The organism is Streptomyces sp. AC558_RSS880 (assembly GCF_019049255.1).
Taxonomy (GTDB): Bacteria; Actinomycetota; Actinomycetes; order Streptomycetales; family Streptomycetaceae; genus Streptomyces.
Genome location: NZ_JAGMUJ010000191.1, coordinates 162541 through 185904 on the forward strand (window position 1 = coordinate 162541; position 23364 = coordinate 185904).

General features: G+C 72.2%; 22 protein-coding genes and 1 pseudogene. 12 read left to right on the top strand and 11 right to left on the bottom strand.

Annotated features, from left to right (window positions below; all coding sequences use genetic code 11):
* Positions 1–4: 4 nt before the first annotated feature.
* The gene (locus KUM38_RS40425; protein ID WP_217137131.1) at positions 5–1000 is read right to left on the bottom strand and encodes a carbohydrate ABC transporter permease; all 996 of its coding nucleotides are present in this window, start codon (positions 998–1000) and stop codon (positions 5–7) included.
* 93 nt (positions 1001–1093) lie between these two features.
* Positions 1094–2401, bottom strand: a complete 1308-nt coding sequence (locus KUM38_RS40430; protein ID WP_217137132.1) for an ABC transporter substrate-binding protein — start codon at positions 2399–2401, stop codon at positions 1094–1096.
* A gap of 302 nt (positions 2402–2703) precedes the next feature.
* Here KUM38_RS40430 and KUM38_RS40435 point away from each other — a divergent pair, with 302 nt between their 5' ends.
* Positions 2704–3717 (top strand): LacI family DNA-binding transcriptional regulator, encoded by a 1014-nt coding sequence (locus KUM38_RS40435; protein WP_217137133.1) that lies wholly within the window; start codon positions 2704–2706, stop codon positions 3715–3717.
* A 79-nt stretch (positions 3718–3796) separates the two neighbouring features.
* Positions 3797–4117 carry a DUF2795 domain-containing protein gene (locus KUM38_RS40440; protein ID WP_217137134.1) on the top strand — a complete coding sequence of 107 codons (321 nt, stop codon included), beginning with the start codon at positions 3797–3799 and terminating at the stop codon, positions 4115–4117.
* Positions 4118–4321: 204 nt separating this feature from the next.
* Here the strand turns inward: KUM38_RS40440 and KUM38_RS40445 are convergent, their stop codons facing one another.
* Positions 4322–4687, bottom strand: coding sequence for a DUF6343 family protein (locus KUM38_RS40445; RefSeq protein WP_217137178.1), 366 nt, complete (start codon positions 4685–4687; stop codon positions 4322–4324).
* 152 nt (positions 4688–4839) lie between these two features.
* Here KUM38_RS40445 and KUM38_RS40450 point away from each other — a divergent pair, with 152 nt between their 5' ends.
* Together KUM38_RS40450 and KUM38_RS40455 are read left to right on the top strand one after the other, a co-directional pair.
* On the top strand, positions 4840–5235 hold the full coding sequence (locus KUM38_RS40450) for a DUF2267 domain-containing protein (protein ID WP_217137135.1): 396 nt from the start codon (positions 4840–4842) through the stop codon (positions 5233–5235).
* Between the two features lie 14 nt (positions 5236–5249).
* The gene (locus tag KUM38_RS40455; protein ID WP_217137136.1) at positions 5250–5891 is read left to right on the top strand and encodes a dienelactone hydrolase family protein; all 642 of its coding nucleotides are present in this window, start codon (positions 5250–5252) and stop codon (positions 5889–5891) included.
* Between the two features lie 51 nt (positions 5892–5942).
* On the opposite strand, the gene KUM38_RS40460 is transcribed toward KUM38_RS40455, so the two are convergent.
* From KUM38_RS40460 to KUM38_RS40490, 7 genes and pseudogenes are all read right to left on the bottom strand, one after another.
* Positions 5943–6938 (bottom strand): polysaccharide deacetylase family protein, encoded by a 996-nt coding sequence (locus KUM38_RS40460; RefSeq protein ID WP_217137137.1) that lies wholly within the window; start codon positions 6936–6938, stop codon positions 5943–5945.
* Positions 6939–6965: 27 nt separating this feature from the next.
* Positions 6966–7985 carry a glycoside hydrolase family 11 protein gene (locus tag KUM38_RS40465; RefSeq protein ID WP_217137138.1) on the bottom strand — a complete coding sequence of 340 codons (1020 nt, stop codon included), beginning with the start codon at positions 7983–7985 and terminating at the stop codon, positions 6966–6968.
* Positions 7986–8291: 306 nt separating this feature from the next.
* A pseudogene (locus tag KUM38_RS40470) lies at positions 8292–8765 on the bottom strand (flotillin domain-containing protein); the annotation flags it as partial.
* A 31-nt stretch (positions 8766–8796) separates the two neighbouring features.
* The gene (locus tag KUM38_RS40475; RefSeq protein WP_217137139.1) at positions 8797–9420 is read right to left on the bottom strand and encodes a hypothetical protein; all 624 of its coding nucleotides are present in this window, start codon (positions 9418–9420) and stop codon (positions 8797–8799) included.
* Positions 9421–9463: 43 nt separating this feature from the next.
* Positions 9464–10267, bottom strand: coding sequence for a rod shape-determining protein (locus tag KUM38_RS40480; protein ID WP_217137140.1), 804 nt, complete (start codon positions 10265–10267; stop codon positions 9464–9466).
* A complete protein-coding gene (locus KUM38_RS40485) occupies positions 10264–10632 on the bottom strand; it encodes a TraR/DksA C4-type zinc finger protein (RefSeq protein WP_217137141.1) in 369 nt (122 codons plus the stop codon). The genes KUM38_RS40480 and KUM38_RS40485 overlap by 4 nt, the downstream gene beginning before the upstream one ends.
* 43 nt (positions 10633–10675) lie before the next feature.
* The gene (locus KUM38_RS40490) at positions 10676–10999 is read right to left on the bottom strand and encodes a TraR/DksA C4-type zinc finger protein (protein WP_217137142.1); all 324 of its coding nucleotides are present in this window, start codon (positions 10997–10999) and stop codon (positions 10676–10678) included.
* A gap of 270 nt (positions 11000–11269) precedes the next feature.
* On the opposite strand from KUM38_RS40490, the gene KUM38_RS40495 reads away from it, so the two are divergent.
* From KUM38_RS40495 to secD, 4 genes are read left to right on the top strand one after another with little or no spacing between them, the layout of a single operon-like run.
* Entirely contained in the window at positions 11270–12247 is a 978-nt protein-coding gene (locus KUM38_RS40495) for a sensor histidine kinase (RefSeq protein WP_217137143.1), read from the top strand.
* The gene (locus KUM38_RS40500; RefSeq protein ID WP_217137144.1) at positions 12244–12930 is read left to right on the top strand and encodes a response regulator transcription factor; all 687 of its coding nucleotides are present in this window, start codon (positions 12244–12246) and stop codon (positions 12928–12930) included. The genes KUM38_RS40495 and KUM38_RS40500 overlap by 4 nt, the downstream gene beginning before the upstream one ends.
* Entirely contained in the window at positions 12927–13322 is a 396-nt protein-coding gene (locus tag KUM38_RS40505; protein ID WP_217137145.1) for a hypothetical protein, read from the top strand. The genes KUM38_RS40500 and KUM38_RS40505 overlap by 4 nt, the downstream gene beginning before the upstream one ends.
* A gap of 44 nt (positions 13323–13366) precedes the next feature.
* Positions 13367–15691 (top strand): protein translocase subunit SecD, encoded by a 2325-nt coding sequence (secD, locus tag KUM38_RS40510; RefSeq protein ID WP_217137146.1) that lies wholly within the window; start codon positions 13367–13369, stop codon positions 15689–15691.
* A gap of 78 nt (positions 15692–15769) precedes the next feature.
* Here secD and KUM38_RS40515 read toward each other — a convergent pair whose 3' ends face one another.
* Positions 15770–17647, bottom strand: coding sequence for an ABC transporter ATP-binding protein (locus KUM38_RS40515; protein WP_217137179.1), 1878 nt, complete (start codon positions 17645–17647; stop codon positions 15770–15772).
* A 174-nt stretch (positions 17648–17821) separates the two neighbouring features.
* On the opposite strand from KUM38_RS40515, the gene KUM38_RS40520 reads away from it, so the two are divergent.
* The 4 genes from KUM38_RS40520 (at position 17822) to KUM38_RS40535 (ending at position 23343) form a co-directional block, all read left to right on the top strand.
* Positions 17822–18721: a YbhN family protein gene (locus KUM38_RS40520; RefSeq protein ID WP_308409162.1), complete on the top strand. Its 900-nt coding sequence runs from the start codon at positions 17822–17824 to the stop codon at positions 18719–18721.
* Between the two features lie 211 nt (positions 18722–18932).
* A complete protein-coding gene (locus KUM38_RS40525; protein ID WP_217137148.1) occupies positions 18933–20042 on the top strand; it encodes a mechanosensitive ion channel family protein in 1110 nt (369 codons plus the stop codon).
* Positions 20043–20189: 147 nt separating this feature from the next.
* A complete protein-coding gene (locus KUM38_RS40530) occupies positions 20190–22409 on the top strand; it encodes an NADP-dependent isocitrate dehydrogenase (RefSeq protein ID WP_217137149.1) in 2220 nt (739 codons plus the stop codon).
* A gap of 136 nt (positions 22410–22545) precedes the next feature.
* A complete protein-coding gene (locus tag KUM38_RS40535) occupies positions 22546–23343 on the top strand; it encodes an N-formylglutamate amidohydrolase (protein WP_217137150.1) in 798 nt (265 codons plus the stop codon).
* The last annotated feature ends 21 nt before the right edge of the window (positions 23344–23364 follow it).

The window sequence follows — 23364 nt, forward strand, 5'->3', positions numbered from 1 at the left end:
CAGGTCAGGACGTGCGGGAACGCAGGCGCTTGATCAGGCGCTGCGCCGCGAAGGCGAGGACGAGCAGCATGAACATCGCCCAGGCGACGGTCGCCGAGCGGCCCATCTGGTAGTTCTTCCAGCCCTCCTCGTACAGCAGCAGGCCCAGCGTCTGGTACTGGTTGTCGGCGCCGCCGGTGATGCCGTTGGGTCCCTGGCCGAAGATCAGCGGCTCACCGAACAGCTGGGTGGCACCGATGGTGGAGAGCACGATGGTGAAGACGATCGTGGAGCGGATGCCGGGGATGGTCACGTGGGTGAACTGCTTCCACCGGGACGCTCCGTCGATGGACGCCGCCTCGTACCGCTCGGCCGGGATGGCCTGCATGGCGGCCAGGTAGAGCAGCGCGTTGTAGCCGGTCCAGCGCCAGATGACGATGGTGGAGATCGCCACCTGGGCGGGCCACTTGTCGGCCTCCCAGTCCACCGGGTCGATGCCGACCGAGCCGAGCGCCCAGTTGATCATGCCGAAGTCACGCTCGAAGATCATGGTGAAGACGAGCGCGGCGGCGGCGACCGAGGTGGCGTACGGGACCAGCGAGGCCACGCGGAAGAACAGCGAGGCGCGCATCCGGTAGTTGAGCAGGTGCGCCAGGCCGAGCGCCATCATCAGCTGCGGCACCGTGGAGATGATGCCGATGGTGATGGTGTTCTGCAGCGCGTTCCAGAACCGCGAGTCGCCCCAGAGTTCGACGTAGTTGTCGAACGCCACCCACTCCATGACGTCGAGGGTGGCCAGTTCCACGTCGTGCAGCGAGATCCACGAGGTGTAGACGAGGGGGTAGAAGCTGAACGCGGCGAAGACGATGAAGAAGGGGGCGACGAACGCGAACGGCGCGCCCTTGACGTCCAGACGGTGCAGCAGCGCGCTGCGCCGCCGGGCGGTCTTCTCGCCGCCCGACGTGCCGGGCGGGGCCGGCGGCTCCTCGCCGGTCAGGGCTTTGGTGGTGGAGGTGGCCACCGGACTTCCTTCCTGAGAGCGGATGGGTGAGCCGGGGCCCGGGCCCGTCGGCGGGATGCCGAACGGGCCCGGGCGGCCGCGGCGGGCGTCGGGTCAGCCGACCGCCTTCTCGATGCGCTCCGTGGTGGTCTTCCACGCCTCGTCGCGCGAGGTGCCCTGCTCGACCAGGGCCAGGCCCTGGGAGAAGGTGTCCTTGATCGTGCCGTCCTTGCGGCCGAGGACCTGCTTGTCCGGGATCTCCTGCGCGGCGGCACCGAAGATCTGGCCGATCGGGGCGTTGTCGAAGTACTCCGACTTGGCGTCCTTCACATCGGCGTTCTCCAGGGCCTTCTCGGAGGACGGGATGTTGCCGATCTCCTTGAAGATGTGGGCCTGCTGCTCCGGCGCGGTCAGCCAGGCGACGAGCTTCTTGGCCTCCTCCTTCACCGGGCTCTTCTCGACCACACCGAGGAAGGACCCGCCCCAGTTGGCGCCCTTGGGCGCCCTGGCGACGTCCCACTTGCCCTTGTTGGCCGCACCGGCCTTCTCGCTGATGTGGCTGAGCATCCAGGCCGGGCAGACGGCGGTCGCGAACGTGCCGTTGGCCAGGCCGGGGTCCCAACCCGGCTGGAACTGGCGGAGCTTGGCGGTCAGCCCCTCCTCCGCGGCGTCGGAGGCAAGGCCCCATGCCTCCTTGACGGCCGGGTTCTTGTCGTAGATCAGCTCACCCTTTTCGTCGTAGTACTGCTCGGGGTAGCCGTAGACCATGGCGTTGAACAGGCCGCTGGCCGAGTCCGTGAACGCCACCTTGTCGCCCTTGAAGTCCTTCTTGAAGGTGCGGCCGACCTCGACGTACTTCTTCCAGTCGCCCTCCCACAGCTTGCCGACCTCTTCGCGGTCGGTGGGCAGGCCGGCCTGCTCGAAGTAGTCCTTGCGGTAGCAGACGGCCATCGGGCCGATGTCGGTGCCCAGGCCCAGCACCTTGCCGTCCGCGGTGCTGATCTGGGACTCCTTCCAGGGCAGGAAGTGGTCGGTGCCCGCCATGCCGGCGAAGTCCGCGAACTTGTCCGCCTGGGTCTCGGTGATCTCCTTGGCCCGGCCGATCTCGATGCCCTGGATGTCCTTCAGGCCGTTGCCGGCGGCGAGCCTGGTCTGCAGCGCGGTGTAGTACGTCTGCTCGTCACCGGCGATCTCGGCCTTGATGTCGACCTCGGGGTTCTCCTTCTCGTACTGCTCGAGAAGGCCGGTCTCCTTGAGGCCCATCACGCCGTACAGGCCCATGGTGATGGTGACCTTGCCGTCCTTCTTGCCACCGCCGGTGACCGAGTCGTCGCTGCTGCTGCAGCCGACGACCAGTGCCAGCGCGCCGGCGGCCGCGGCTGTCGCCACCGCCTTCCTGCGCAACGAACCGTAAGTGCCCATGGATCTCCTCCTAGCGACGGCGCTGACACACCGGAGTGACGAGTTCTGCGATGACTACAGCGGCTCTGATAAGGATGGGAACGTGCCCATTCCGGGGTGGGCACGTTCCCACCGCGCAACGAAGACTCACGGCTAGCGGATAGGTCTGTCAATAACTTGAAACCAACTCGTCGTCCCGCACCGGGCCCCGCGTCCGCCGTCCCGCCCCCGGGGGGTGCTGTGCCGACGGCGGCGTCTGCAAGAATTGCCGCAGGTCACCTCCGCGGCGGGCATCGCCGCCGCGGCCGCCCAGGGGGGAGCACATGAGCGGCAACCGCCGTCCGACCATCAAAACGGTCGCGGCCCGCGCCGGCGTGGGCCGTACCACGGTCTCCCGCGTCGTCAACGGCTCGGACCTGGTCAGTGCCGACGCCCGCGCGAGGGTCCTGGCCGCGATCAAGGAGCTGAACTACGTCCCCAACTCGGTCGCCCGCGGCCTGGTGACCAACCGCACCAACGCGGTGGCCCTGGTGATCCCGGAGTCGGAGAGCCGGCTCGGTTCGGAACCGTTCTTCGCCGCGCTGATCCGGGGCGTCAGCGGCGCCCTCGCGGAGAGCCGGACCCAGCTGCAGCTGATGCTCGTCCGCGACCAGGCCGAGCGCGACCGGCTCACCGAGACGGTGGCCACGCACCGTGTGGACGGCGTGCTGCTGGTCTCCGTGCACGCCGACGACCGGCTGCCGGGCATGCTGGAGGAGATGGGCCTGCCCACCGTGCTGGCCGGCCGTCGCGACGCGGGCGAACGGCTGAGCTACGTCGACTCCGACAACGCCGGGGGCGCGACCGCGGCGGTACGGCACCTGCTGCACCGCGGCCGGACCCGGATCGCCACGATCACCGGCCCGCTGGACATGGACGTCGGCCGCAGCCGGCTCGCCGGCTGGCGCACCGCGCACCGCGAGGCGGGGGTACCCGCGGACGAACTCCTGGTCGAGGAGGGCGACTTCACGGAGGAGGGCGCCTGCCGGGCCATGTGTTCGCTACTTGAACGCGCCCCGGACCTGGACGCCGTCTTCGCCGCCTCCGACCTCATGGCGGTCGGCGCCCTGGCCGAATTGCGCCGGCGGGGACGGCAGGTGCCCGGCGATGTCGCCGTCGTCGGCTACGAGGACTCCGTCCTCGCCCGCCACACCGCCCCGCCCCTGACGACGGTGCGCCAGCCGGTGGAGGAGATCGGCCGCACCATGGCCCTGATCCTCACCGGCATCACCCAGCGGGGCGAACCCCGGCAGCAGCGGACGCTGCCCACGGAGCTGGTGGTGCGGGAGTCGTCGTAGCGGGGCCTGCGCGGAGGTGAGGGAGGGGTGATGGCGGTTACCCGGGAGGTCCCAGTACCGCGATGAGGGAGAAGGAGCCATGGCCCACAGGACGAGCGCCCGGGACGTGGTGAGCGCCATCAAGGACGTCGATTTCCCGGCCGGCAAGGACGACCTGGTCCAGGCGGCCAGCCGGTCGGGCGCCTCACCGGATGTGGTCAAGGCGCTGCGCGGCATTCCCGCCGAGCAGTACGCCAATCGTGAGGAGGTGGCCCGGTCGGTGCGCGTGGACCCCGATTCCGACCTCGGCCTGAGTCCCGCGCAGCGGGCGGAGCAGGCCCGTGCGGGCGGCAGGCAGGGACAGTCCCAGCACCTGCGTGACGTACCGAAACCGCCGGTGGAGGACGAGCTGGACCGCTGATCCCGGCGGGCGACGCGGGTGAGCCGCGCGGCCTGCCTGCGGCTCGGTCACTCGCGGCCGGTGCGCCGCCGGCCGGTGACGGCCCTGTCGCGGACGGCCGGGTCCCCTCCGTCCCGGATCCGGGACGGAGGGGACCCGGCCCGGTGCGTCCACGACCGTCCACAGCCGGTGTCCGCGACACCGCGGGGCGTCACCGGGAACCGGTCAGCGGGCTCGGCCGGCGGTGCCCCGTTCCCGTCGCAGACGGCGCAGTACGGCCATCAGGTCCAGGAGGGCCGTCAGCGCGAGCACGCCGCAGACGACGGCGAGCAGGACCAGCGGGCCCCGACCGGGGCTGTCGCCGGCGTCGGAGCGCGCGGCCCAGGTGCCGAACAGCGCGGTGCCGGCGAGGAAGAGGGGCAGGAAGACCGCGGCGAGCAGCAGGCGCAGCCGCAGCGGGCTCCGCGCGGTGACCGGCTCGGTGCCGGTCCGCGGGAAGCGGCGGCCGATCGTTCCGGAGCGGGCCCGGGAGACCGGTTCGCGGGTGGGGTCGGCACGTGGGTCACGCACGCCGGACGCCTCCTCCGCCATGGTCGTGTCGGCCGGGTAGCCGCCGGCGCCGGTGACAAACCGGCGTTCGTTGGTGCGCGCCCGTTCCGGGTACTCGCCCGTCGCCCGACCATCGACCACCGCGGGTGACCGCACCATGCGGGTGACCGCACCATGGGGAAGGACAGCGCCTCATGCAGCACGACGAGTTCATCGGGAAAGTGCAGGCTCTCACTCGGCTGCCGGACCGGGGAACGTCCGAGCAGGCGACCCGGGCGGTGCTGAGCACGCTGGCCGAGCGGCTGCCGTCCGGGCTGGCGGGCCATGTGGCAGCCCAGCTGCCGCCGACCCTGGCCGCGCCCATGCGGCAGACCACTTCGGGCGAGCGCTTCGACCTGACGACGTTCGCCGGCCGGATCGCCGGCCGCGCGGAGACGGACGAGGACGCGGCCGTGCGCGAGGCCGCCGCCGTACTGGAAGTGCTCGACGCGGCCCTCACTCCGGAGCTGACGGAGAAGCTGGTCGCCGCGCTGCCCAGGGACATCGGCAACCTGCTGCCCGCCGGACGTGCCGCCGACGACACCGACTGAGGAGGTGACCGGGCATGGTCTCCGAGTCCGTGACGGTCCCCTCGGGTGCGGCAGCCCTGTCCGGGGACCTGGTCATCCCCACCGGGGCGCGCGGAGTGGTGCTGTTCGCGCACGGCAGCGGCAGCTCACGGCTCAGCCCCCGCAACCGGGCGGTCGCCGACGCGTTGCAGGGGGCGGGGTTCGGCACGCTGCTGCTGGATCTGCTGACCCGGGAGGAGGAGCTCGAGGACGACGCGACGGGCCGGCACCGCTTCGACATCGGCCTGCTGGCCCGGCGGCTGGCGCATGCCGTCGACTGGCTGGAGCGGCGCCCGGACAGCATGGACCTTCCCGTGGGCCTGTTCGGGGCCAGTACGGGAGCGGCGGCGGCACTGGTGGCCGCCACCGAGCGCCCCGAGCGGGTCTCGGCGGTCGTGTCGCGGGGCGGGCGCCCGGACCTGGCGGGCGACGCGCTCGGCCTGGTCGCGTGCCCGGTGCTGCTCGTCGTGGGCGGTGACGACGAGACGGTCCTCGGCCTCAACCGTGAGGCCGCCGGCCGGCTGTCCGCGGCGCACCACGTCCACGTGGTGCCCGGCGCGACCCACCTCTTTCCCGAGCCCGGCGCGCTGGAACAGGTCGCCGGGCTCGCCGCCGACTGGTTCCGCGACCACCTCTGACCGGACACGGGGCGAGCCGCGGCGGGGTGTGCGCCGCGGCTCGCCCTTGGCTCATCCCGTGCTGCAGGAGACGGTCGGCCAGGTCCAGTTGCCGTTGGTCTGGATCGTCACCCCCCAGTTGTTCCCGCTGCCGTTGGGCTTGGCGACAAGGGTCTGGCCGTCGGGGTAGGAGGTGCTGACGTTCCAGGTCGCGGAGACCTTCGCCGGGGACGGCACCTTCATCGTCACGGTCCAGTCGCTGGAGCCGCTCACCGAGACGTTGAGGTTGTAGCGGTCCCCCCAGCGGCTGCCCGCGGACAGGGTCGCGGTGCACGCGGTGCCGCCGCCACCGCCGCCTCCTCCCCCGCCGCCGGAACCGTCGGGGGCGACGGCGCGGCCGGTCTGCGGGGAGATCATGCCGGCGCACAGGCCCCGGGAGGCCAGGTTCTGCGCGATGCGCGGGATCGCGGCGATGGTGTTGGCCGGCCAGTCGTGCATCAGGATGACCTGCCCGTTGGTGAGCCGGGAGGCGGCCTGCACGATGGCGTCGGTGCTCGCGTTGTTCCAGTCCTGCGAGTCGACGTCCCAGATGATCTCGGTCAGGCCGTACTTGGCCTCGACCGCGCGCAGCGTCGAGTTGGTCTCGCCGTACGGCGGACGGAACAGCTTGGGCGTGCCGCCGCCGGCGTTTGCGATCGCCTGCTGGGTGCGGGAGATCTCCGAGTCCATCTGCGCCTGGCTCAGCTGGGTCATGTGCGGGTGGGTGTAGCTGTGGTTGGCGACCCACATGCCGGCGTCGACCTGGGCCTTGACCAGGGAGGGGTTGGCGGCGGCGTACTGGCCCTGGTTGAACATCGTGGCCCGCAGCCCGTTCTGCCTGAGCGCGTTGAGCAGGCTCATGGTGGTGCTGGTGGACGGGCCGTCGTCGAAGGTGAGTCCGACGTAGCCGTTGCAGGCGGCGGCCTGCGCCGGTGCGGCGTCGAGCGTCGCGGTGGCGGTGCCCGCCAGGGTCAGCGCGGCGACGGCCAGTGCCGACACCAGGGACCGGGGGGCTTTTCCGGTGGTCATCTGCGGTGGTCCTCCTCGTGGGGGGGGTCAGCCTGCGCTGCAGGAGACCGTCGGCCAGGTCCAGTTGCCGTTGGCCATGATCGTCGTGCCCCAGTTGTTGCCACTGCCGTTGGGCTTGGCGACGAGGGTCTGGCTGTCGGGGTAGGACGCGCTGACGTTCCAGGTCGAGGAGACCTTCGCCGGGGACGGCACCTTCATCGTCACGGTCCAGTTGCTGGAGCCGCTCACCGAGACGTTGAGGTTGTAGCGGTCTCCGAACTTCTCGCCGGCCGACAGAGTCGCGTTGCAGCCGCCGGTGTTGCCACCACCGCCACCGCCACCGCCACCGCCACCACCGCCACCGCCACCGGAACTTCCTTCACTGACCGTGATGTTGGAGCTGCCGCTGCTCTGGTAGCCCTCGGTGGCCATGATCATGTAGTTGTGGTTGCCCAGGTTCATTCCGTGGCGGGCCCACGCGTCGAAGTGGTTGCCGCTGGTGATGGTGCCGCCGGTGCGCTTCGACTGGCGGACGCTCCAGTACTGGTCGAAGGTCCTGGTGCCCTCGATGGAGGGGGCGTTGTACCGGGTGGTCTTGTAGATGTCGTACGTGCCGCCGTCGCTGGTGACGGTGCCCTTGTACTCGCCGGTGGGCCGGTAGGTGCCCCAGTTGTCGACGATGTAGTACTCGATGAGCGGGCCGGTGGTCCATCCGTAGAGCGTCAGGTACGCGTTGCCGGACGGGTTGAAGCTGCCCGAGTAGGTGACGGTCTTGCGGCCGCCGGTGCTCCAGCCCTTGCCGGCGACGAAGTTGCCGGTGTTGCTCCACCGGGTGCTGTAGTTGCCGCCGGAGCCCAGGTCCATGGAGACGGTTCCCTGGGAGTCGGTCCAGAACGAGTACCACCAGCCGTTGTTGGTGCCGGTCTGGTTCGTGGTGACGGCGGCGGTGGCGGTGGTGGCGGTCAGGAGCAGTGCGGTGACGGCGGCCAGCGCGATGGTCCAGACGCTTCTGACGCTCAGCAGCAGGCGGCCGCGTCTGCGGCCTCTCGGTCGGGCGGACACGTGCATGTGGTGCGCCTCCTGTGCGGCTCGGGGGTCGATGCCGGACAGTGTTGGTCTGCACGCGTCAACCGTCAACAGTTTCGGTTGAAATTTCGAAATCTTCGCTTGATCGCGAAGACGGAGGTATCCGTGTTTCCCCAGTTCAGCACCGATAATGAACCAGTCGAGTGAGATGGCGACGCGACAGAAGACGAGTACCCATCGAACATGATCAGCAAGTGAACGAAAGTTTCGAAGGCAAACGCATCCGAACACCGCGGAGCCCGGACGCCTGTTCGGCGTCCGGGCTCCGCGGGCGGGAGGGGCCCGTCAGTCGGTGGAGATGACGGTCAGTTTGTCCACGGCGGCCAGCGGCTCGGCGGCCTTGCCGACGACCTGCGGCAGCACCTCGACCAGCATCTGGAGGACGGCCGCGTCCCCGTACCGCTCGAAGGCGTCGGCCTCCGCCGCGCCCCTCGCGGCGATCGCGGCCGCCTCGGCGTCCCCCTCGATGCGTACGGCGTCGGCGAGGGCCGCACGCTGGGCCTTCTCGCCCTCACCGGTGAGCCTGGCCCGCTCGGCGGCCGCCCCGGCCTCCTTGACCAGGGCGATGCGGCGGGCCTCCGCCTCCTGCTCGGCCCGGTAGCGGGCGGCGTCGGCGGGCTTGCGGACCTCGGTGTCCAGCTCGCGGTCGGTCAGCGCGGCCTGCCGGGTGGCGACCTTCTCCTGGTCCTGCAGGACCTCCTGCCGCCGGGCGGCCTCGGCGAGCGGTCCGGCGGCGCCGGCGCGGGCGGCCGCACGAGACGAACCTGTTGCCAGGCTCCGGCAGTTCACCGGTTCAGGTCGGTGTCGTCCAGCGCGGGGCCGTCTCCGCCCAGGCCGTGTCCCAGTCGGCGAGGTTGCGGCGGCGCAGGGCCAGACCGGTCAGGGCGTGGGCGGCGGCACCGGTGAGGGCGACGCCGATGGCGGCGAGGAGGGCCCAGCCCAGGGTGCGGCTGCGGACCTCCTTTCGGGTCAGCGGCGGGTCCGTCACCTCGCCGTCGGCGGTGACCCAGACGCGTACGGTGTTGCCGGCGGTCAGCCCCGGCTGGACCTCCGCCCGTGCGGTGCGGGTCCGCCCCTCGCGGGTGACCACGCGGACCTCGACCGGGTAACGGGTCTTCTTCTCCTCGTCCGAGCCCGGTTCGGGGTGGCGCGGGGCATCCCGGACGAGGGTCGCGTCCGTCTCGTACCGGGTCAGGTTCTGGTGGCGGGCGGTGTCCTCGTAATGCCGGCGGGCGGTGTCGCCGACGAGGACGGCGGCCACGGGGGCCACGGCCAGTACGGCGATCAGCGCCCCGAGGCCGAACCAGGCCTGGAGCGTGTCGGTGCGGCGGCGCAGGGGGTTGTGCCGCCAGCGCCACAGCGGGGGGCGCGGGGGCGGGCCGGGGGGCGGCTGTGCCGGGGGTGTCTCGCCGGCCACGTCGGGGCTCCTTCCGGTGGCGGGGCACGGGCGGCCGGGTCGGTCAGACCCTTCCGGTGACCGAGGGGTGGTGGTGCGCCGAGGCGAGGAGGCCGGCGGCGCCCCGGACGGCGGCGGTGTGCGGCGACGGGACCTGCCGCACCGCGCAGCCGAGGCCGGCGGGGAGGTCGCGGGTGATGTCGGGGCGCAGCGCGCCGCCGCCGGCCAGGAGGACGCCCCGGCGCAGGGCGGTGCGGGTGAGCGCGGTGCGGTCCTGGCGCAGCATCGCGGTCACCATGCCGACCACCGCCGCGGTGATGTCGCCGGGCGGCGTGCCGTCGGCCAGGTCGGCGGTGCCCAGGGCGGTGCGGCGGGCGTCGGTGACCGCGCCGTCCACGAGCAGCACCACCTCGGTGAGGTGGGCGCCGATGTCCACGACGAGCAGCGGCCGGATGTGGTCGGCGCCCGCCGCCAGGGCCACCGCGCGGGCGCCCGGGACGGTCAGTACGGCGCGCGGGCGGAGGACCTCGACGGCCGTGCGGGCGGCGGTCCGGAAGGCGAGCCCGTCCAGGACCGGCGCCGTGACGACGACCAGCGGGCGGCCGAGCCGGGGCAGCCGGTGCCCGAGCAGCCGCTCCAGCATCCGGGCCGTGCCCGGGGTGTCGACGATGGTGCCGCGCTGGATGGGGTGGACCGCACCGGTGCCCGGGAAGGTCACGGTGGGCACGTCGAGGACCATGCCCCGCCCGGCGATCCACGCGCGTGTGCGGGCGCTGCCCAGGTCGAGAGCGATCCCCGAGCAGCGCCGGCACAGCGGCCGGTGCCGGTGCCGTACCGGCGCCGGGAGGGAACGCCGGATCACGGTCACCGGCCGGCCTCCCTCACCTGCTGGCAGCGCCCGCAGTAGCGGGCCTGGGGGACGATCAGCAGGCGGTGGCGTTCGACGGCGCGGCGGCACAGGTGGCAGGTGCCGTACTGCCCGGAGTCCATCCGGGCGAGCGCCGCCTCGACGTCGGCGAGCACCATGCGGGCGGACGCCGCGAGCTTGACGCCCACCTCGATCTGTGCGGCGTCCGTCCGGCGCCGGTCGTCGGCACGGTTCGAGGAGTGGACGGCGAACTGCCGCAGCTGCTCCTGCCGGAACAGCCGCTGCTCGTACAGGTTCTCGCGCAGCGCGGCGAGGTCCTCGGGGGTGAGGACCGTGTCGCGCTCGCCGATGGTCTGGTGGGTCACCACTGCACCCCTTGGGCAGAGCGGGAGAGGAGGACGGACGGGGTCAGGCGCGGCCCTGGCAGCCGACGCAGTACCGGGTGTGCGGGAGGATCTCCAGCCGCTCCGGCGGTACGGCCTTGGAGCAGCCCAGACAGGTGCCGTAGGTGCCGTCGTCGACGCGTGCGAAGGCCTCGTCGATCTCCGTGAGGACGCGCTTGATGGCGTCCCTCTGGTTGGACATCAGGTGGTCGCCGGGACTCTGCCCGGTTTCGTCGAGGGCCTTGAGCTGCGCCAGCCGGGTCGTGCGGGCGTGTTCGAGGCGCCGGCGGACCTCGTCGGCGGCCGGGTGGGCGGTACGGGGTTCGGTGCGGGGCAGGTCGAGCGACACGGACGGTTCTCCTCGGTGACGTACGGATGACGTCTTCACCCTCGTCCGTTTCCGCCTGGGCGCCCATCGGGCGCGGTACCCATCTGCGCGGGGTCCGAGGACCCACCGCGTGCGGCATGGGTCGGGCGGGCCGCGGGAAATGGGGCGCGGGGCCCATCGACCGGAGCCCGGCCCTGGTGCACGCTGGCCGGTGTCCGCCGGGACGAGGGGCCGCTGCCGCACCAGCGGGCGCGGTGACCGACAGTAGAGGCAGACGAGAAAGAGGAAGGCGTGACCTCCGTGTCCCTGTACTGGCGGATCTTCGGGCTCAACGCGGTGGTGCTGGGCAGCGCCACCGCGCTGCTGCTGTGGGCTCCGGTGACCGTGTCCGTTCCGGTGCTGCTGACCGAGGCGGTGATCCTGGTGGGCGGCCTCGGCGTCATGCTCGTCGCCAACGCGGCCCTGCTGCGCATCGGCCTCGCCCCGCTGGACCGGGTGACGCGGTTGATGACCACCGTCGACCTGCTGCGTCCCGGTCAGCGGCTGCCCGTGCACGGTGGCGGTGAGGTCGCCGAACTGGTCAGCACGTTCAACTCGATGCTGGAGCGGCTGGAGGGGGAACGCGTCGCGAGCAGCGCCCGCGCCATTCTCGCCCAGGAGGGTGAGCGGCGCCGTATCGCCCAGGAGCTGCACGACGAGGTCGGGCAGAGCATGACCGCCGTGCTGCTGGCCCTGAAGCGGGCGGCCGACGAGGCGTCTCAGCCGCTGCGCGGTGAGCTCCAGCAGGCGCAGGAGATCACCCGGGAGAGCCTCGACGAGGTGCGCCGGCTGGTGCGCCGGCTGCGTCCGGGCGTCCTGGACGATCTGGGCCTGGTCAGCGCGGTCACCTCGCTGGCCACCGAGTTCGCCACGCACACCGGGTTGCGCGTGCTGCGCCGCTTCGACTCGGATCTGCCCGTTCTCGACCACGAGACGGAGCTGGTGATCTACCGTGTGGCGCAGGAGGGCCTGACCAACGCCGCGCGGCACGCCGAGGCGCGGTGCGTGGAGGTGAGCCTGCGCGGTGCCGACGGGTGCGTCGTCCTCGAGGTGGCCGACGACGGCCGCGGCATCGGGGCCGCACGCGAGGGCGCCGGGCTCCGCGGGATGCGGGAACGGGCCCTGCTGATCGGGGCCGTGCTGGACATCTCGAGCCCCGACGGGACCTCCGCGCCGTCGGCCGGTACCCGGATCCGGCTGACCGTTCCCACCGCCAGGAAGCAGTCATGAACCACCAGGACATCCACGACGGCCACCGGACGGACGCCACGATCCGGATCCTGCTCGCCGACGACCACGCGCTGGTGCGGCGCGGCGTCCGGCTCATCCTCGACCGGGAGCCGGACCTGGAAGTGGTCGCCGAGGCGGGGGACGGTGCGGAGGCGATCGCCATGGCCCGCACCCACGACGTCGACCTGGCCGTCCTGGACATCGCCATGCCGCGGCTGACCGGCCTGCAGGCGGCCCGCGAGCTGACCGCGCTGAAGCCGGGGCTGCGCATCCTGATGCTGACGATGCACGACAACGAGCAGTACCTGTTCCAGGCGCTCAAGGCCGGGGCCGGCGGGTACGTGCTGAAGTCCGTCGCGGACCGGGACCTGGTCGCCGCCTGCCGGGCCGCGATGCGGGACGAGCCGTTCCTGTACCCGGGGGCGGTGACCGCCCTGATCCGCAACTACCTCGACCGGGTGCGGCACGGGGAGGAGGCGCCGGAGCAGTTGCTGACCCCGCGCGAGGAGGAGGTGCTCAAGCTCGTCGCCGAGGGCCACTCGTCGAAGGAGATCGCCGAGCTGCTGTTCATCAGCGTCAAGACGGTGCAGCGGCACCGCGAGAACCTGCTGCACAAGCTGGGGCTGCGGGACCGCCTCGAGCTGACCCGTTACGCCATCCGCGCCGGGCTCGTCGAGCCTTGACCGCCGACCGGCGGGGACGCCCCGCCCGCCTTCCGTACCGGGCCGCCGCGGCGGCCCTCGCCGCGTTCGCGGCCGTGCTGCTGACCCTCGGGTGCACCGGCGGCACGGAACCCGTCCCCGCCGCCCCACCCGCCCCGTCGGCGTACGAGTCCGACACCCGTCCGTACGGCGACGACGCCTACGTCGGTGCCCGCGCCCTGCTCACCAGGCCGGAGCGGGACGCCGGTGAGCGGACAGTGCCCGCCGGTCATCCGCTCTTCACCGCGGCGCACACGCCGCCGGTCCCGCCCCGGCCGGCCCGGCCCGCGCCGACGGCCGGGCACGCGCCGCCCGCCGCCGCGCACATGCCGTCGGACCTGGGGCGCGCCCCGCCCCCGACCTCCAGCACCTGAGCTTCCCCTCTTCTCTCTTTTCCGCGTGCCTGCTGGAGGCATCTGTGAAACGTCCCGCCCGCGTCAGGGCGTTGTTCGCGCTCGCCGTGATCGCCGTGTCCGTGTTCGTCGCCGTCACCGTTCCGGTCCGTCTGGGCCTGGATCTGCGGGGCGGCACCCAGATCGTGCTGGAGACCCGTTCCACCGAAACCGTGAAGGCCGACGGGGCGGCCACCGACCGCACCCTGGAGGTGCTGCGCGGCCGCGTCGACGCGCTCGGCGTCGCCGAACCGAGCATCGTCCGCTCCGGGGACAACCGGATCATCGTCGAACTGCCCGGCGTACAGGATCCGCGCAAGGCGGCCGACGTCCTCGGCCGTACCGCGCAGCTCTCCGTGCACGCGGTGCTCGGTGCCGCCACCGAGTCCGACAAGGCTCGGGCGAAGGGCGAACGCGTCCTGCCCGACGAGCAGTCCGGTGAACGGCTCCGGCTGGCCGCCGCGTCGCTGACCGGCCAGGACGTGAAGGACGCCGAGGCCCTCTTCGACCCGCAGAGCGGTGCCGGCTGGCACGTCACCGTGGACTTCGAGGACGGCAAGGGCTGGGCGAAGCTGACCGGTGAGGCCGCCTGCAACCCGGCGGGGGACCCGAAGCGCCGGGTCGCGATCGTGCTCGATGACAAGATCATCTCCTCGCCGCAGGTCGACCCGTCCGTCGCCTGCGGCGCGGGCATCACCGGCGGGTCCACCCAGATCACCGGTTCCTTCACCAGTGACGAGGCCAAGGAACTCGCCCTGCTGGTCAAGGGCGGCGCCCTGCCGGTGCCGGTCGAGACGGTGGAGCAGCGGACCGTGGGCCCGACGCTGGGCGCCGAGGCCATCGAGGCGAGCGCCTGGGCGGCCGTCGTCGGCACCGCGCTGACCGCGGTCTTCATCATCGTCGTCTACCGGCTGATGGGCGTCCTGGCCACGCTGGCCCTGCTCTGCTACGGCCTGATCTCCTACGCCGGTCTGGCGGCCCTCGGTGCGACGCTGACCCTGCCCGGTCTCGCCGGTTTCGTGCTGGCCATCGGCATGGCGGTGGACGCCAACGTGCTGGTCTTCGAACGGGCCCGGGAGGAATACGGCAAGCGCAACCGGCCCAGCGGCCGCTCGGCCCTGACCGCCGGTTTCAAGGGCGCGTTCAGCGCCATCGCCGACTCCAACGTCACCACGCTGATCGCGGCGGCGCTGCTGTTCCTGCTCGCGTCCGGTCCGGTGAAGGGCTTCGGCGTCACGCTGGGCATCGGTGTGCTCGCGTCCATGATCAGTGCCCTGGTGATCACGCGGGTGTTCGCGGAGTTCGCGGTGGCCCGCCGCTGGGTGCACCGCCGACCGGGGGTCACCGGTCTGGCCTCGATCGGCCGGGTCCGTACGTACCTCACCCGTCGCGACCCGCAGCTGATGCGGCGTCCGCGCCGCTGGCTGGCGGTGTCCGCCGTGGTGCTCGCCGTCGCCGGCGCGGGCATCGTGGTGCGCGGGCTGAACTTCGGTGTGGAGTTCACCGGCGGCCGGCTGATCGAGTACTCCACCGGTGAGGCCGTCGACCCCGACCGGGCTCGGGAGGCGCTGGCCGACGCCGGTTTCCCGCAGGCGATCGTGCAGTCCTCCGGCGACGACAGGCTGACGGTGCGCACCGAGGAGCTGACCAACGCGGAGGCGGTCGAGGTGGCCGACGCCGTCGCGGAGGTCGGCGGCGGGGCGGAGAAGGTCCGCGACGAGCTGATCGGCCCGAGCCTCGGCGACGAACTGCGGCGCAACGCGCTGATCGCGCTCGGTCTGGCGCTCGGCGCCCAGCTGCTGTACCTGGCCGTGCGGTTCCGCTGGATGTTCGGTGCGGGCGCGGTGGCCGCCCTGGCGCACGACGTGGTGATCCTCACCGGCGTCTTCGCCTGGCTGGGCAAACCGGTCGACGGTGTGTTCCTGGCCGCGCTGCTCACCGTGATCGGTTACTCGGTGAACGACTCCGTGGTGGTGTTCGACCGGATCCGCGAGCTGTGGCGCAAGGACGGCAAGGCGCCGCTGGCCCAGGTCACCAACCGGGCGATCCTGCAGACGGTGCCCCGTACGGTCAACACCGGTATCGGTGTGATCTTCATCCTGGCCGCGCTGGCCCTGCTGGGCGGCGACTCGCTCACCGACTTCGCGCTCGCGCTGCTCATCGGCATGCTCGTGGGCACGTACTCGTCGGTCCTGACCGCCTCGCCGCTCGCCGTCGAGCTCGGCGCGCACACCGGTGGCGGCAGGGGCGGCAGGGACGGCCGGGGTCGTGGCCGGGGCGGTTCCGGGCGGACGGAGTCCGGCGCCACGGAGCGCCAGGACCGGGCCGGGGCCGCCACGCGGGCACGGTAGGAGCGAGCGGAAGGGACGGACGGGGCGGGCCACCCGGAGGTGGTCCGTCCCGTCCGTCCCTTCCGCCCGGCACCACCTCTACGCCGCCACCGTCTCCTCCGACTGCCGTTCGAACTGGGTGCGGTACAGCTCGGCGTAGCGGCCGTCGGCGGCCAGCAGCCGCTCGTGCGTGCCGCGTTCCACGATCCGGCCGGCCTCGACGACCAGGATGAGGTCGGCGGCGCGGACGGTGGACAGCCGGTGGGCGATCACCACCGCCGTCCTGCCCTCCAGCGCCTCCGTGAGCGCCTCCTGCACGGCCGCCTCGGAGGTGTTGTCCAGGTGGGCGGTGGCCTCGTCGAGGATGACGACGCGCTGGCGGGCCAGCAGCAGCCGCGCGATGGTCAGGCGCTGGCGTTCACCGCCGGAGAGCCGGTAGCCGCGTTCGCCGACCACCGTGTCCAGGCCGTCGGGCAGGGCCCGTACGAGGGCGTCGAGGCGGGCGCGGCGCAGGGCGTCCCACAGCTCGGGCTCGCTCGCGTCCGGCCGGGCCAGCAGCAGATTGGCGCGGACCGTGTCGTGGAAGAGATGACCGTCCTGGGTGACCATGCCGAGAGTGGCGCGCAGGGAGGCGGCGGTCAGGTCGCGGACGTCGACGCCGCCCACGCGCACGGCGCCGGCGTCGACGTCGTACAGCCGTGGCAGCAGCTGGGCGATGGTCGACTTGCCCGCGCCGGAGGAGCCGACGAGGGCGACGGTCCGCCCGGGTTCGGCGCGGAAGGAGATGCCGTGCAGGACTTCGTCGCCCCCGCGCGGGTCGAGGGACGCGACCTCCTCCAGGGAGGCCAGGGAGACCTTGTCGGCGGACGGGTAGCCGAAGCGGACGTCGTCGAACTCGACGGAGACCGGGCCCTCGGGCACCTCCCGCGCGTCCGGCTTCTCCCTGATGAGCGGCTCGAGGTCCAGGACCTCGAAGACCCGCTCGAAGCTGACCAGCGCGCTCATCACCTCCACCCGTGCCCCGGCGAGCGAGGTGAGCGGCGCGTACAGCCGGGTCAGCAGCAGCGCCAGCGCCACGACGGCGCCCGGCTCCAGGGTGCCGCCGAGGGCGAGCCGGCCGCCGAGGCCGTAGACCAGGGCGAGGGCGAGGGCGGAGACGAGGGTCAGCGCGGTGATGAACACCGTCTGCGCCGTGGCCGTGCGGACGCCGATGTCCCGCACCCGGCGGGCGCGCAGCGCGAACTGGGCGGACTCCTCCTCGGGGCGTCCGAACAGCTTGACCAGGGTGGCGCCGGGTGCGGAGAACCGCTCGGTCATACGGGTGCCCATGGCCGCGTTCAGGGCGGCGGCCTCGCGCTGCATCCCGGCCATGCGGCAGCCCATGCGGCGGGCCGGGACCACGAACACCGGCAGCAGGACCAGCGCGAGCAGGGTGATCTGCCAGGACAGGGTGAGCATCACGGCGAGGGCGAGCACGAGGGTGACCAGGTTGCCGACCACGGTCGACAGGATGGTGCTGAAGGCCCGCTGGGCGCCGATGACGTCGTTGTTGAGACGGGAGACGAGCGCTCCCGTACGCGTGCGGGTGAAGAACGCGACCGGCATCCGCTGCACGTGGTCGAAGACCGCGGTCCGCAGGTCGAGGATGAGTTCCTCCCCGAGGGCCGCCGAGAGTCTGCGGCCGAGTACGCCGAGCGCCGCCTCCACGACCGCGATCAGCGCGATGAGCAGGGCCAGGCGGACCACCGTGCCCCCGTCGCCGCCCGAGACGATGGTGTCCATGACGCGCCCGGCGAGCACGGGGGTGGCGACGGCGAGCGCCGCGGTCGCCGTGCCGAGGAGCACGACCAGGGTCAGCCGGCGGCGGTGGGGGCGGGCGAAGGCGCCGATCCGGTGCAGTGTCGCCCTGGTGAGGGGGCGGTGCTCGTCCTCCGCGGTCATGACGCCGCGCAGCTGTGTCCACGCTGTGGTCTCCATGCTCATGTAAGCGAAGGTAGAACCTCAAGCATGATTGAGGTCAAGGGCGGCCCGGGCCCGCTCCCCCGGCCGCTGCCCAGCCGTAAGCGGACGTCCGGGCCGGTGCAACCCGCCGTTGGTGCGCGGCGGTCAGGCTCGGTGGATGTGACGGGGACGATCCGCCGGATCCTGATGGTGTTGCCGCTGCTGCTCGTGACCGTGGTCGCGGTGCGGCACCGGTCGGTGCTGGCCGAGGGGTTCGGCCAGCTGGGGACCGCCCGGTGGCCCTGGCTGCTCGCCGCGGCCGGCGCCACCTGTCTGACCTGGGTGGCGGCCGCGTGCACCCGGCAGGGCGCGGTCCCCGAACGGCTGCCCGCGCGGCGGCTGCTGGCCACGCAGTTCGCGGCGGGTGCCGCGAACCACCTGCTGCCGACGGGGCTGGGCGCGAGCGCGGTCAATCTGCGGTTCATGACGGTGTGCGGGCTGCCGGCGGCCCGCTCCTCGGCCGCCCTGGCGCTGTATCTGCTGGCGGAGTCCGTCGGCCGGGTGGGGCTGCTGGCCGTCCTGCTCGTGGCGTTCCCCGGCGCGCTGCGGTTCGGCTCCCTGCTGCCCGCGGGGTGGTTCGGCCCGCTGCTGCTCGCGGCCGGTGCGGTGGTGGTCGTCGCGGCGGTCGTGCTCGCGGCCGTACGGCGACTGCGGTCGGTGGTGCGGTCGTTCCTGCGGACGGCGCTGGGCGAGGCGCGGTCGGTGCACGCCCTGCCCTCCCGGGCGCTGGCGCTGTGGGGCGGGGCGCTGGCCTTCCCCGCGCTGCAGGCGGCCGCGCTGGTGCTGGTGGGGCTGGCGTTCGGGCTGTCGGTGCCGCCGGCCCACATGGCGGTGGCGTATCTGGCGGCGACGGTCGCGGTGGCGCTGGTGCCCACTCCGGGCGGGATCGGCTCGGTGGAGGCGGCGTTGATCGTGGCGCTGGTGGCGGTGGGCGGGGCCGCCGCGGTGGCCACGGCGGTGGTGCTGGTCTTCCGGATCATCACGGTGTGGCTGCCGCTGCTGCCGGGGGCGTTGACCCTGGGCGCGCTGGTGCGGCTGAAGGTGATCTGACCGGCGGGTTCCGGCCCTCGGTCCGTGCACGGGACCGTGCGGCCGGGCGTGGTGCGAACAGCTCTGCGGAATACGGCAGGATGAGCGATCGCGCCGACCGCGGGTCAGGGACGGCCGGCGCGACGTACATCCCGTAGAAATCGAGCAGGTGACGACACGTGACACGACTTCACATACGGCCGTCGGCCAGGGCGTTCGCCGGGGGTGAGCGGTGACCCGCGCGCTCACCGGCCACGACCTGCTGTACGCCGGCATCGCCCTCGCGGCCGGCCTGCTGGCGGCGTTCCTGCTGCGGATGCTGCTGCGCTGGCTGGGCCGGCACGCGGACCGCACCCGCTGGCACGGGGACGACGTCCTCGTGGACGCGCTGCGCATGATCGCGCCGTGGGCGGCGATCGCGGGCGGTGCGGCCTCCGCCGCGGCGGCGCTGCCGCTGACCCGCACCGTGCAGCACAACGTCAACCAGACGCTGACGCTGATGGTCATCTTCGCCGCGACGATCTCGGCGGCCCGGGTGGTGGCGGGGCTGGTGCGCTCGGTCACCCAGTCCCGCTCCGGTGTCGCCGGGTCGGCGACCATCTTCATGAACATCACCCGGATCCTGGTCCTGGCGATCGGTTTCCTGGTGGGGCTGCAGACGCTGGGCATCTCGATCGCCCCGATGCTCACCGCCCTCGGCGTCGGCGGTCTGGCGGTCGCGCTGGCGCTGCAGGACACGCTCGCCAACCTGTTCGCGGGCATCCACATCCTCGCCTCCAAGACCGTGCAGCCCGGGGACTACATCCAGCTGAGCAGCGGCGAGGAGGGCTACGTCGAGGACATCAACTGGCGCCAGACGACCGTCCGCAACCTGTCCAACAACCTGGTGGTCATCCCGAACGCGCAGCTCGCCAAGACGAACATGACCAACTTCATGCGTCCCGAGCAGCAGCTGACCATCCTGGTGCAGGCCGGGGTGTCGTACGACAGCGACCTGGAGCAGGTGGAGCGGGTCACCATGGAGGTCGTCGCCGAGGTGATGACGGAGATCACCGGCGCCGTGCCGGAGCACGAGCCCGCGGTGCGTTTCCACACCTTCGGGGACTCCCGCATCGGCTTCACCGTCATCCTGGGCGTCGGCGAGTTCAGCGACCAGTACCGGATCAAGCACGAGTTCATCAAGCGCCTGCACCGGCGCTACCGCGAGGAGGGCATCCGCATCCCGTCGCCGGCGCGGACGGTGGCGCTCCAGCAGGGCTCCGTGGTCTTCCCCCAGCAGCGCGGCACGGACTCCGCGACGGACTCCGCACCGGACGACATGACCACCGCCCGGCCCATCTGAGCCCACCGTCCCGGGTGATCTCCCGCCGCGCCGGAAGGACCGTGGCGGGAGGTCGGCCGGAAGTCGGCGCGGACCCCTGTCGAGCCCCGGTCGATCACGAGATATCTTGATGTCGAGCAATGTTGCAGACGTGGAGCGGAGCACCCGGTGACTGACTCGACCATCATCTATACGCACACTGACGAGGCCCCGGCCCTGGCAACGTATTCCTTCCTGCCGGTGGTCCAGGCGTACGCCTCGCAGGCGGGTGTCACCGTGGAGACGCGTGACATCTCGCTGGCCGGGCGCATCATCGCCCTGTTCCCGGAGTACCTGGCCGAGGACCAGCGCATCCCGGACGCCCTCTCGGAGCTCGGTGAGCTGGCCAAGACGCCGGCGGCCAACATCATCAAGCTGCCGAACATCTCGGCGTCGATCCCGCAGCTCAAGGCCGCGATCGCCGAGCTGCAGGGCCAGGGCTACGCGCTTCCGGCCTACCCGGACGACCCGAAGACCGACGAGGAGCGCGACATCCGCGCCCGCTACGACAAGGTCAAGGGCTCGGCCGTCAACCCGGTGCTGCGCGAGGGCAACTCCGACCGCCGCGCCCCCGCCTCGGTGAAGAACTACGCCAAGACCCACCCGCACCGCATGGGCGCCTGGAGCTCCGAGTCGAAGACGAACGTCGCGACCATGGGCGTCGACGACTTCCGCTCCACCGAGAAGTCCGTCGTGATCGCCGAGGACGGCGCGCTGCGCATCGAGCTCAAGGGCGATGACGGCTCCACCACCGTGCTGCGCGAGTCCGTCCCCGTCCTGAAGGGCGAGGTCGTCGACGCCTCCGTGATGCGCGTCGCCGCGCTGCGCGAGTTCCTGACCGCGCAGGTCGCCCGCGCCAAGCAGGAGGGCGTGCTGTTCTCCGTGCACCTGAAGGCCACGATGATGAAGGTCTCCGACCCGATCGTCTTCGGCCACGTGGTGCGCGCCTTCTTCCCGAAGACCTTCGCGCAGTACGGCGACAAGCTCGCCGCGGCCGGCCTGACCCCGAACGACGGCCTGGGCGGCATCTACAAGGGCCTGGAGGCCCTGCCCGAGGGCGCCGAGATCAAGGCGTCCTTCGACGCCGAGCTCGCCGAGGGCCCGGCGCTGGCGATGGTCGACTCCGACAAGGGCATCACCAACCTGCACGTCCCCTCGGACGTCATCGTCGACGCCTCCATGCCGGCCATGATCCGCACCTCCGGCCACATGTGGGGCCCGGACGGCCAGGAGGCCGACACCCTCGCGGTGCTGCCGGACTCCAGCTACGCCGGCGTCTACCAGGCCGTGATCGAGGACTGCCGCGCCAACGGCGCCTACGACCCGTCCACCATGGGCTCGGTCCCGAACGTCGGTCTGATGGCGCAGAAGGCCGAGGAGTACGGCAGCCACGACAAGACCTTCGAGATCCCCACCACGGGCACGGTCCGCCTGGTCGACGGCAACGGCGACGCCCTCATCGAGCAGGCCGTGTCCGCCGGTGACATCTTCCGCGCCTGCCAGACCAAGGACGCCCCGATCCGCGACTGGGTGAAGCTGGCCGTCACCCGCGCCCGCGCCACCGGCGACCCGGCGGTGTTCTGGCTGGACGCCACCCGCGCCCACGACGCCAACCTGATCGCCAAGGTCGAGCAGTACCTGCCGGAGCACGACACCGAGGGTCTGGACATCCGCGTCCTGTCCCCGGTCGAGGCGACCAAGCTGTCGGTGGAGCGCATCCGCCGCGGCGAGAACACGATCTCCGTCACCGGCAACGTGCTGCGCGACTACCTGACCGACCTCTTCCCCATCCTGGAGCTGGGCACCAGCGCCAAGATGCTGTCGGTCGTCCCGCTGATGGCGGGCGGCGGCCTGTTCGAGACGGGCGCCGGCGGCTCCGCGCCGAAGCACGTGCAGCAGCTGGTCAAGGAGAACTACCTGCGCTGGGACTCGCTCGGTGAGTTCTTCGCGCTGGTGCCGTCCCTGGAGCAGTACGCCGAGGCCACGGGCAACACCCGCGCCAAGGTCCTCGCCGACACCCTCGACCGCGCCACGGCGACCTTCCTCAACGAGGACAAGTCCCCGACCCGTCGCGTCGGCGGCATCGACAACCGCGGCAGCCACTTCTACCTGTCCCTGTACTGGGCGCAGGAGCTGGCCGCGCAGAGCGACGACGCGGACCTGGCGAAGGCGTTCGCGCCGCTCGCCGAGACGCTCACCGCCAACGAGGCGACGATCGTCGAGGAGCTGAACGCCGTCCAGGGCAAGCCGGCCGAGATCGGCGGCTACTACCAGCCCGACCCGGCCAAGGCCGCCGCGGTCATGCGTCCGTCCACCACGTGGAACGAGGCGCTGGCCTCCCTGAGCTGACGCGGGCAGCCCACGCGCTCCGCCCCGGCCGGCCATGCGCCCGGCCGGGGCGGAGCCGTCTCCCGGGGGCGTTGTCAGTGCCGTGTGGCATCTTGATCATGTCGTGCACCACCGAGAATGCCCCTGGAGCAGCCGTATGACCGATGTGCCGTCCTCCTTCGAGTTCGTCTCCGGTGATCCGGACTCCCCCGTGATCCTGCATGTGCCGCATTCCGCCCGGGAGATACCGGGGGACGTACGGGCCGGGATCGTGCTGGAGGACGCCGGTCTCGAGCGGGAGCTGGACCACATCACCGACTCGCACACCGCGTCGATCGCCGAGGCGGCGGCCCGGGCGGCCGGTGTCGCGCCGTGGCGGTTCGTGAACCGGTTGTCGCGGCTGGTCGTCGACCCCGAGCGGTTCCCGGACGAGCGGGAGGAGATGCTGGCCGTCGGCATGGGCGCGGTCTACACGCGGACCACGCACAAGGACGTGCTGCGGCCCGACGGGTTCGACGCCGAGCCGCTGATCGAGCGGTACTTCCGCCCGTACGCGCGGGCGATGACGGAGGCCGTCACCGACCGGCTCGCGGCGACCGGCCGGGCCGTGATCATCGACGTGCACTCGTACCCGAGCGCCCCGCTGCCCTACGAGCTGCACGGCGACGGTCCGCGGCCGGAGGTCTGCCTGGGCACCGACTCCTTCCACACCCCGCCCGGGCTGCTCGCCGCCGCCCGCGAGGCGTTCGCGCCGTGCGGGGAGACGGGGCTGGACAGCCCGTTCGCCGGGACGTACGTACCGCTGGAGTTCTACGGCAAGCGGGCGGAGGTGTCCGCCCTGATGGTGGAGATCCGCCGGGACACCTACATGACCGAGCCGGGCGGCCCCGCGGGAGAGGGCCTGTCCCGCCTCGCCTCGGCCCTCGCCACCCTGATCGACGCGGCCTCCCGCTGACACCGGCGCATATCAGCCCCT

What these genes read in the sequence shown, in the direction of transcription:
- KUM38_RS40430 (WP_217137132.1), bottom strand. Translation starts at nt 2,401, where the DNA reads ATGGGCACTTACGGTTCGTTGCGCAGGAAGGCGGTGGCGACAGCCGCG.
- KUM38_RS40435 (WP_217137133.1), top strand. Translation starts at nt 2,704, where the DNA reads ATGAGCGGCAACCGCCGTCCGACCATCAAAACGGTCGCGGCCCGCGCC.
- KUM38_RS40440 (WP_217137134.1), top strand. Translation starts at nt 3,797, where the DNA reads ATGGCCCACAGGACGAGCGCCCGGGACGTGGTGAGCGCCATCAAGGAC.
- KUM38_RS40445 (WP_217137178.1), bottom strand. Translation starts at nt 4,687, where the DNA reads ATGGCGGAGGAGGCGTCCGGCGTGCGTGACCCACGTGCCGACCCCACC.
- KUM38_RS40450 (WP_217137135.1), top strand. Translation starts at nt 4,840, where the DNA reads ATGCAGCACGACGAGTTCATCGGGAAAGTGCAGGCTCTCACTCGGCTG.
- KUM38_RS40455 (WP_217137136.1), top strand. Translation starts at nt 5,250, where the DNA reads ATGGTCTCCGAGTCCGTGACGGTCCCCTCGGGTGCGGCAGCCCTGTCC.
- KUM38_RS40460 (WP_217137137.1), bottom strand. Translation starts at nt 6,938, where the DNA reads ATGACCACCGGAAAAGCCCCCCGGTCCCTGGTGTCGGCACTGGCCGTC.
- KUM38_RS40465 (WP_217137138.1), bottom strand. Translation starts at nt 7,985, where the DNA reads ATGCACGTGTCCGCCCGACCGAGAGGCCGCAGACGCGGCCGCCTGCTG.
- KUM38_RS40500 (WP_217137144.1), top strand. Translation starts at nt 12,244, where the DNA reads ATGAACCACCAGGACATCCACGACGGCCACCGGACGGACGCCACGATC.
- KUM38_RS40515 (WP_217137179.1), bottom strand. Translation starts at nt 17,647, where the DNA reads ATGGAGACCACAGCGTGGACACAGCTGCGCGGCGTCATGACCGCGGAG.
- KUM38_RS40535 (WP_217137150.1), top strand. Translation starts at nt 22,546, where the DNA reads ATGACCGATGTGCCGTCCTCCTTCGAGTTCGTCTCCGGTGATCCGGAC.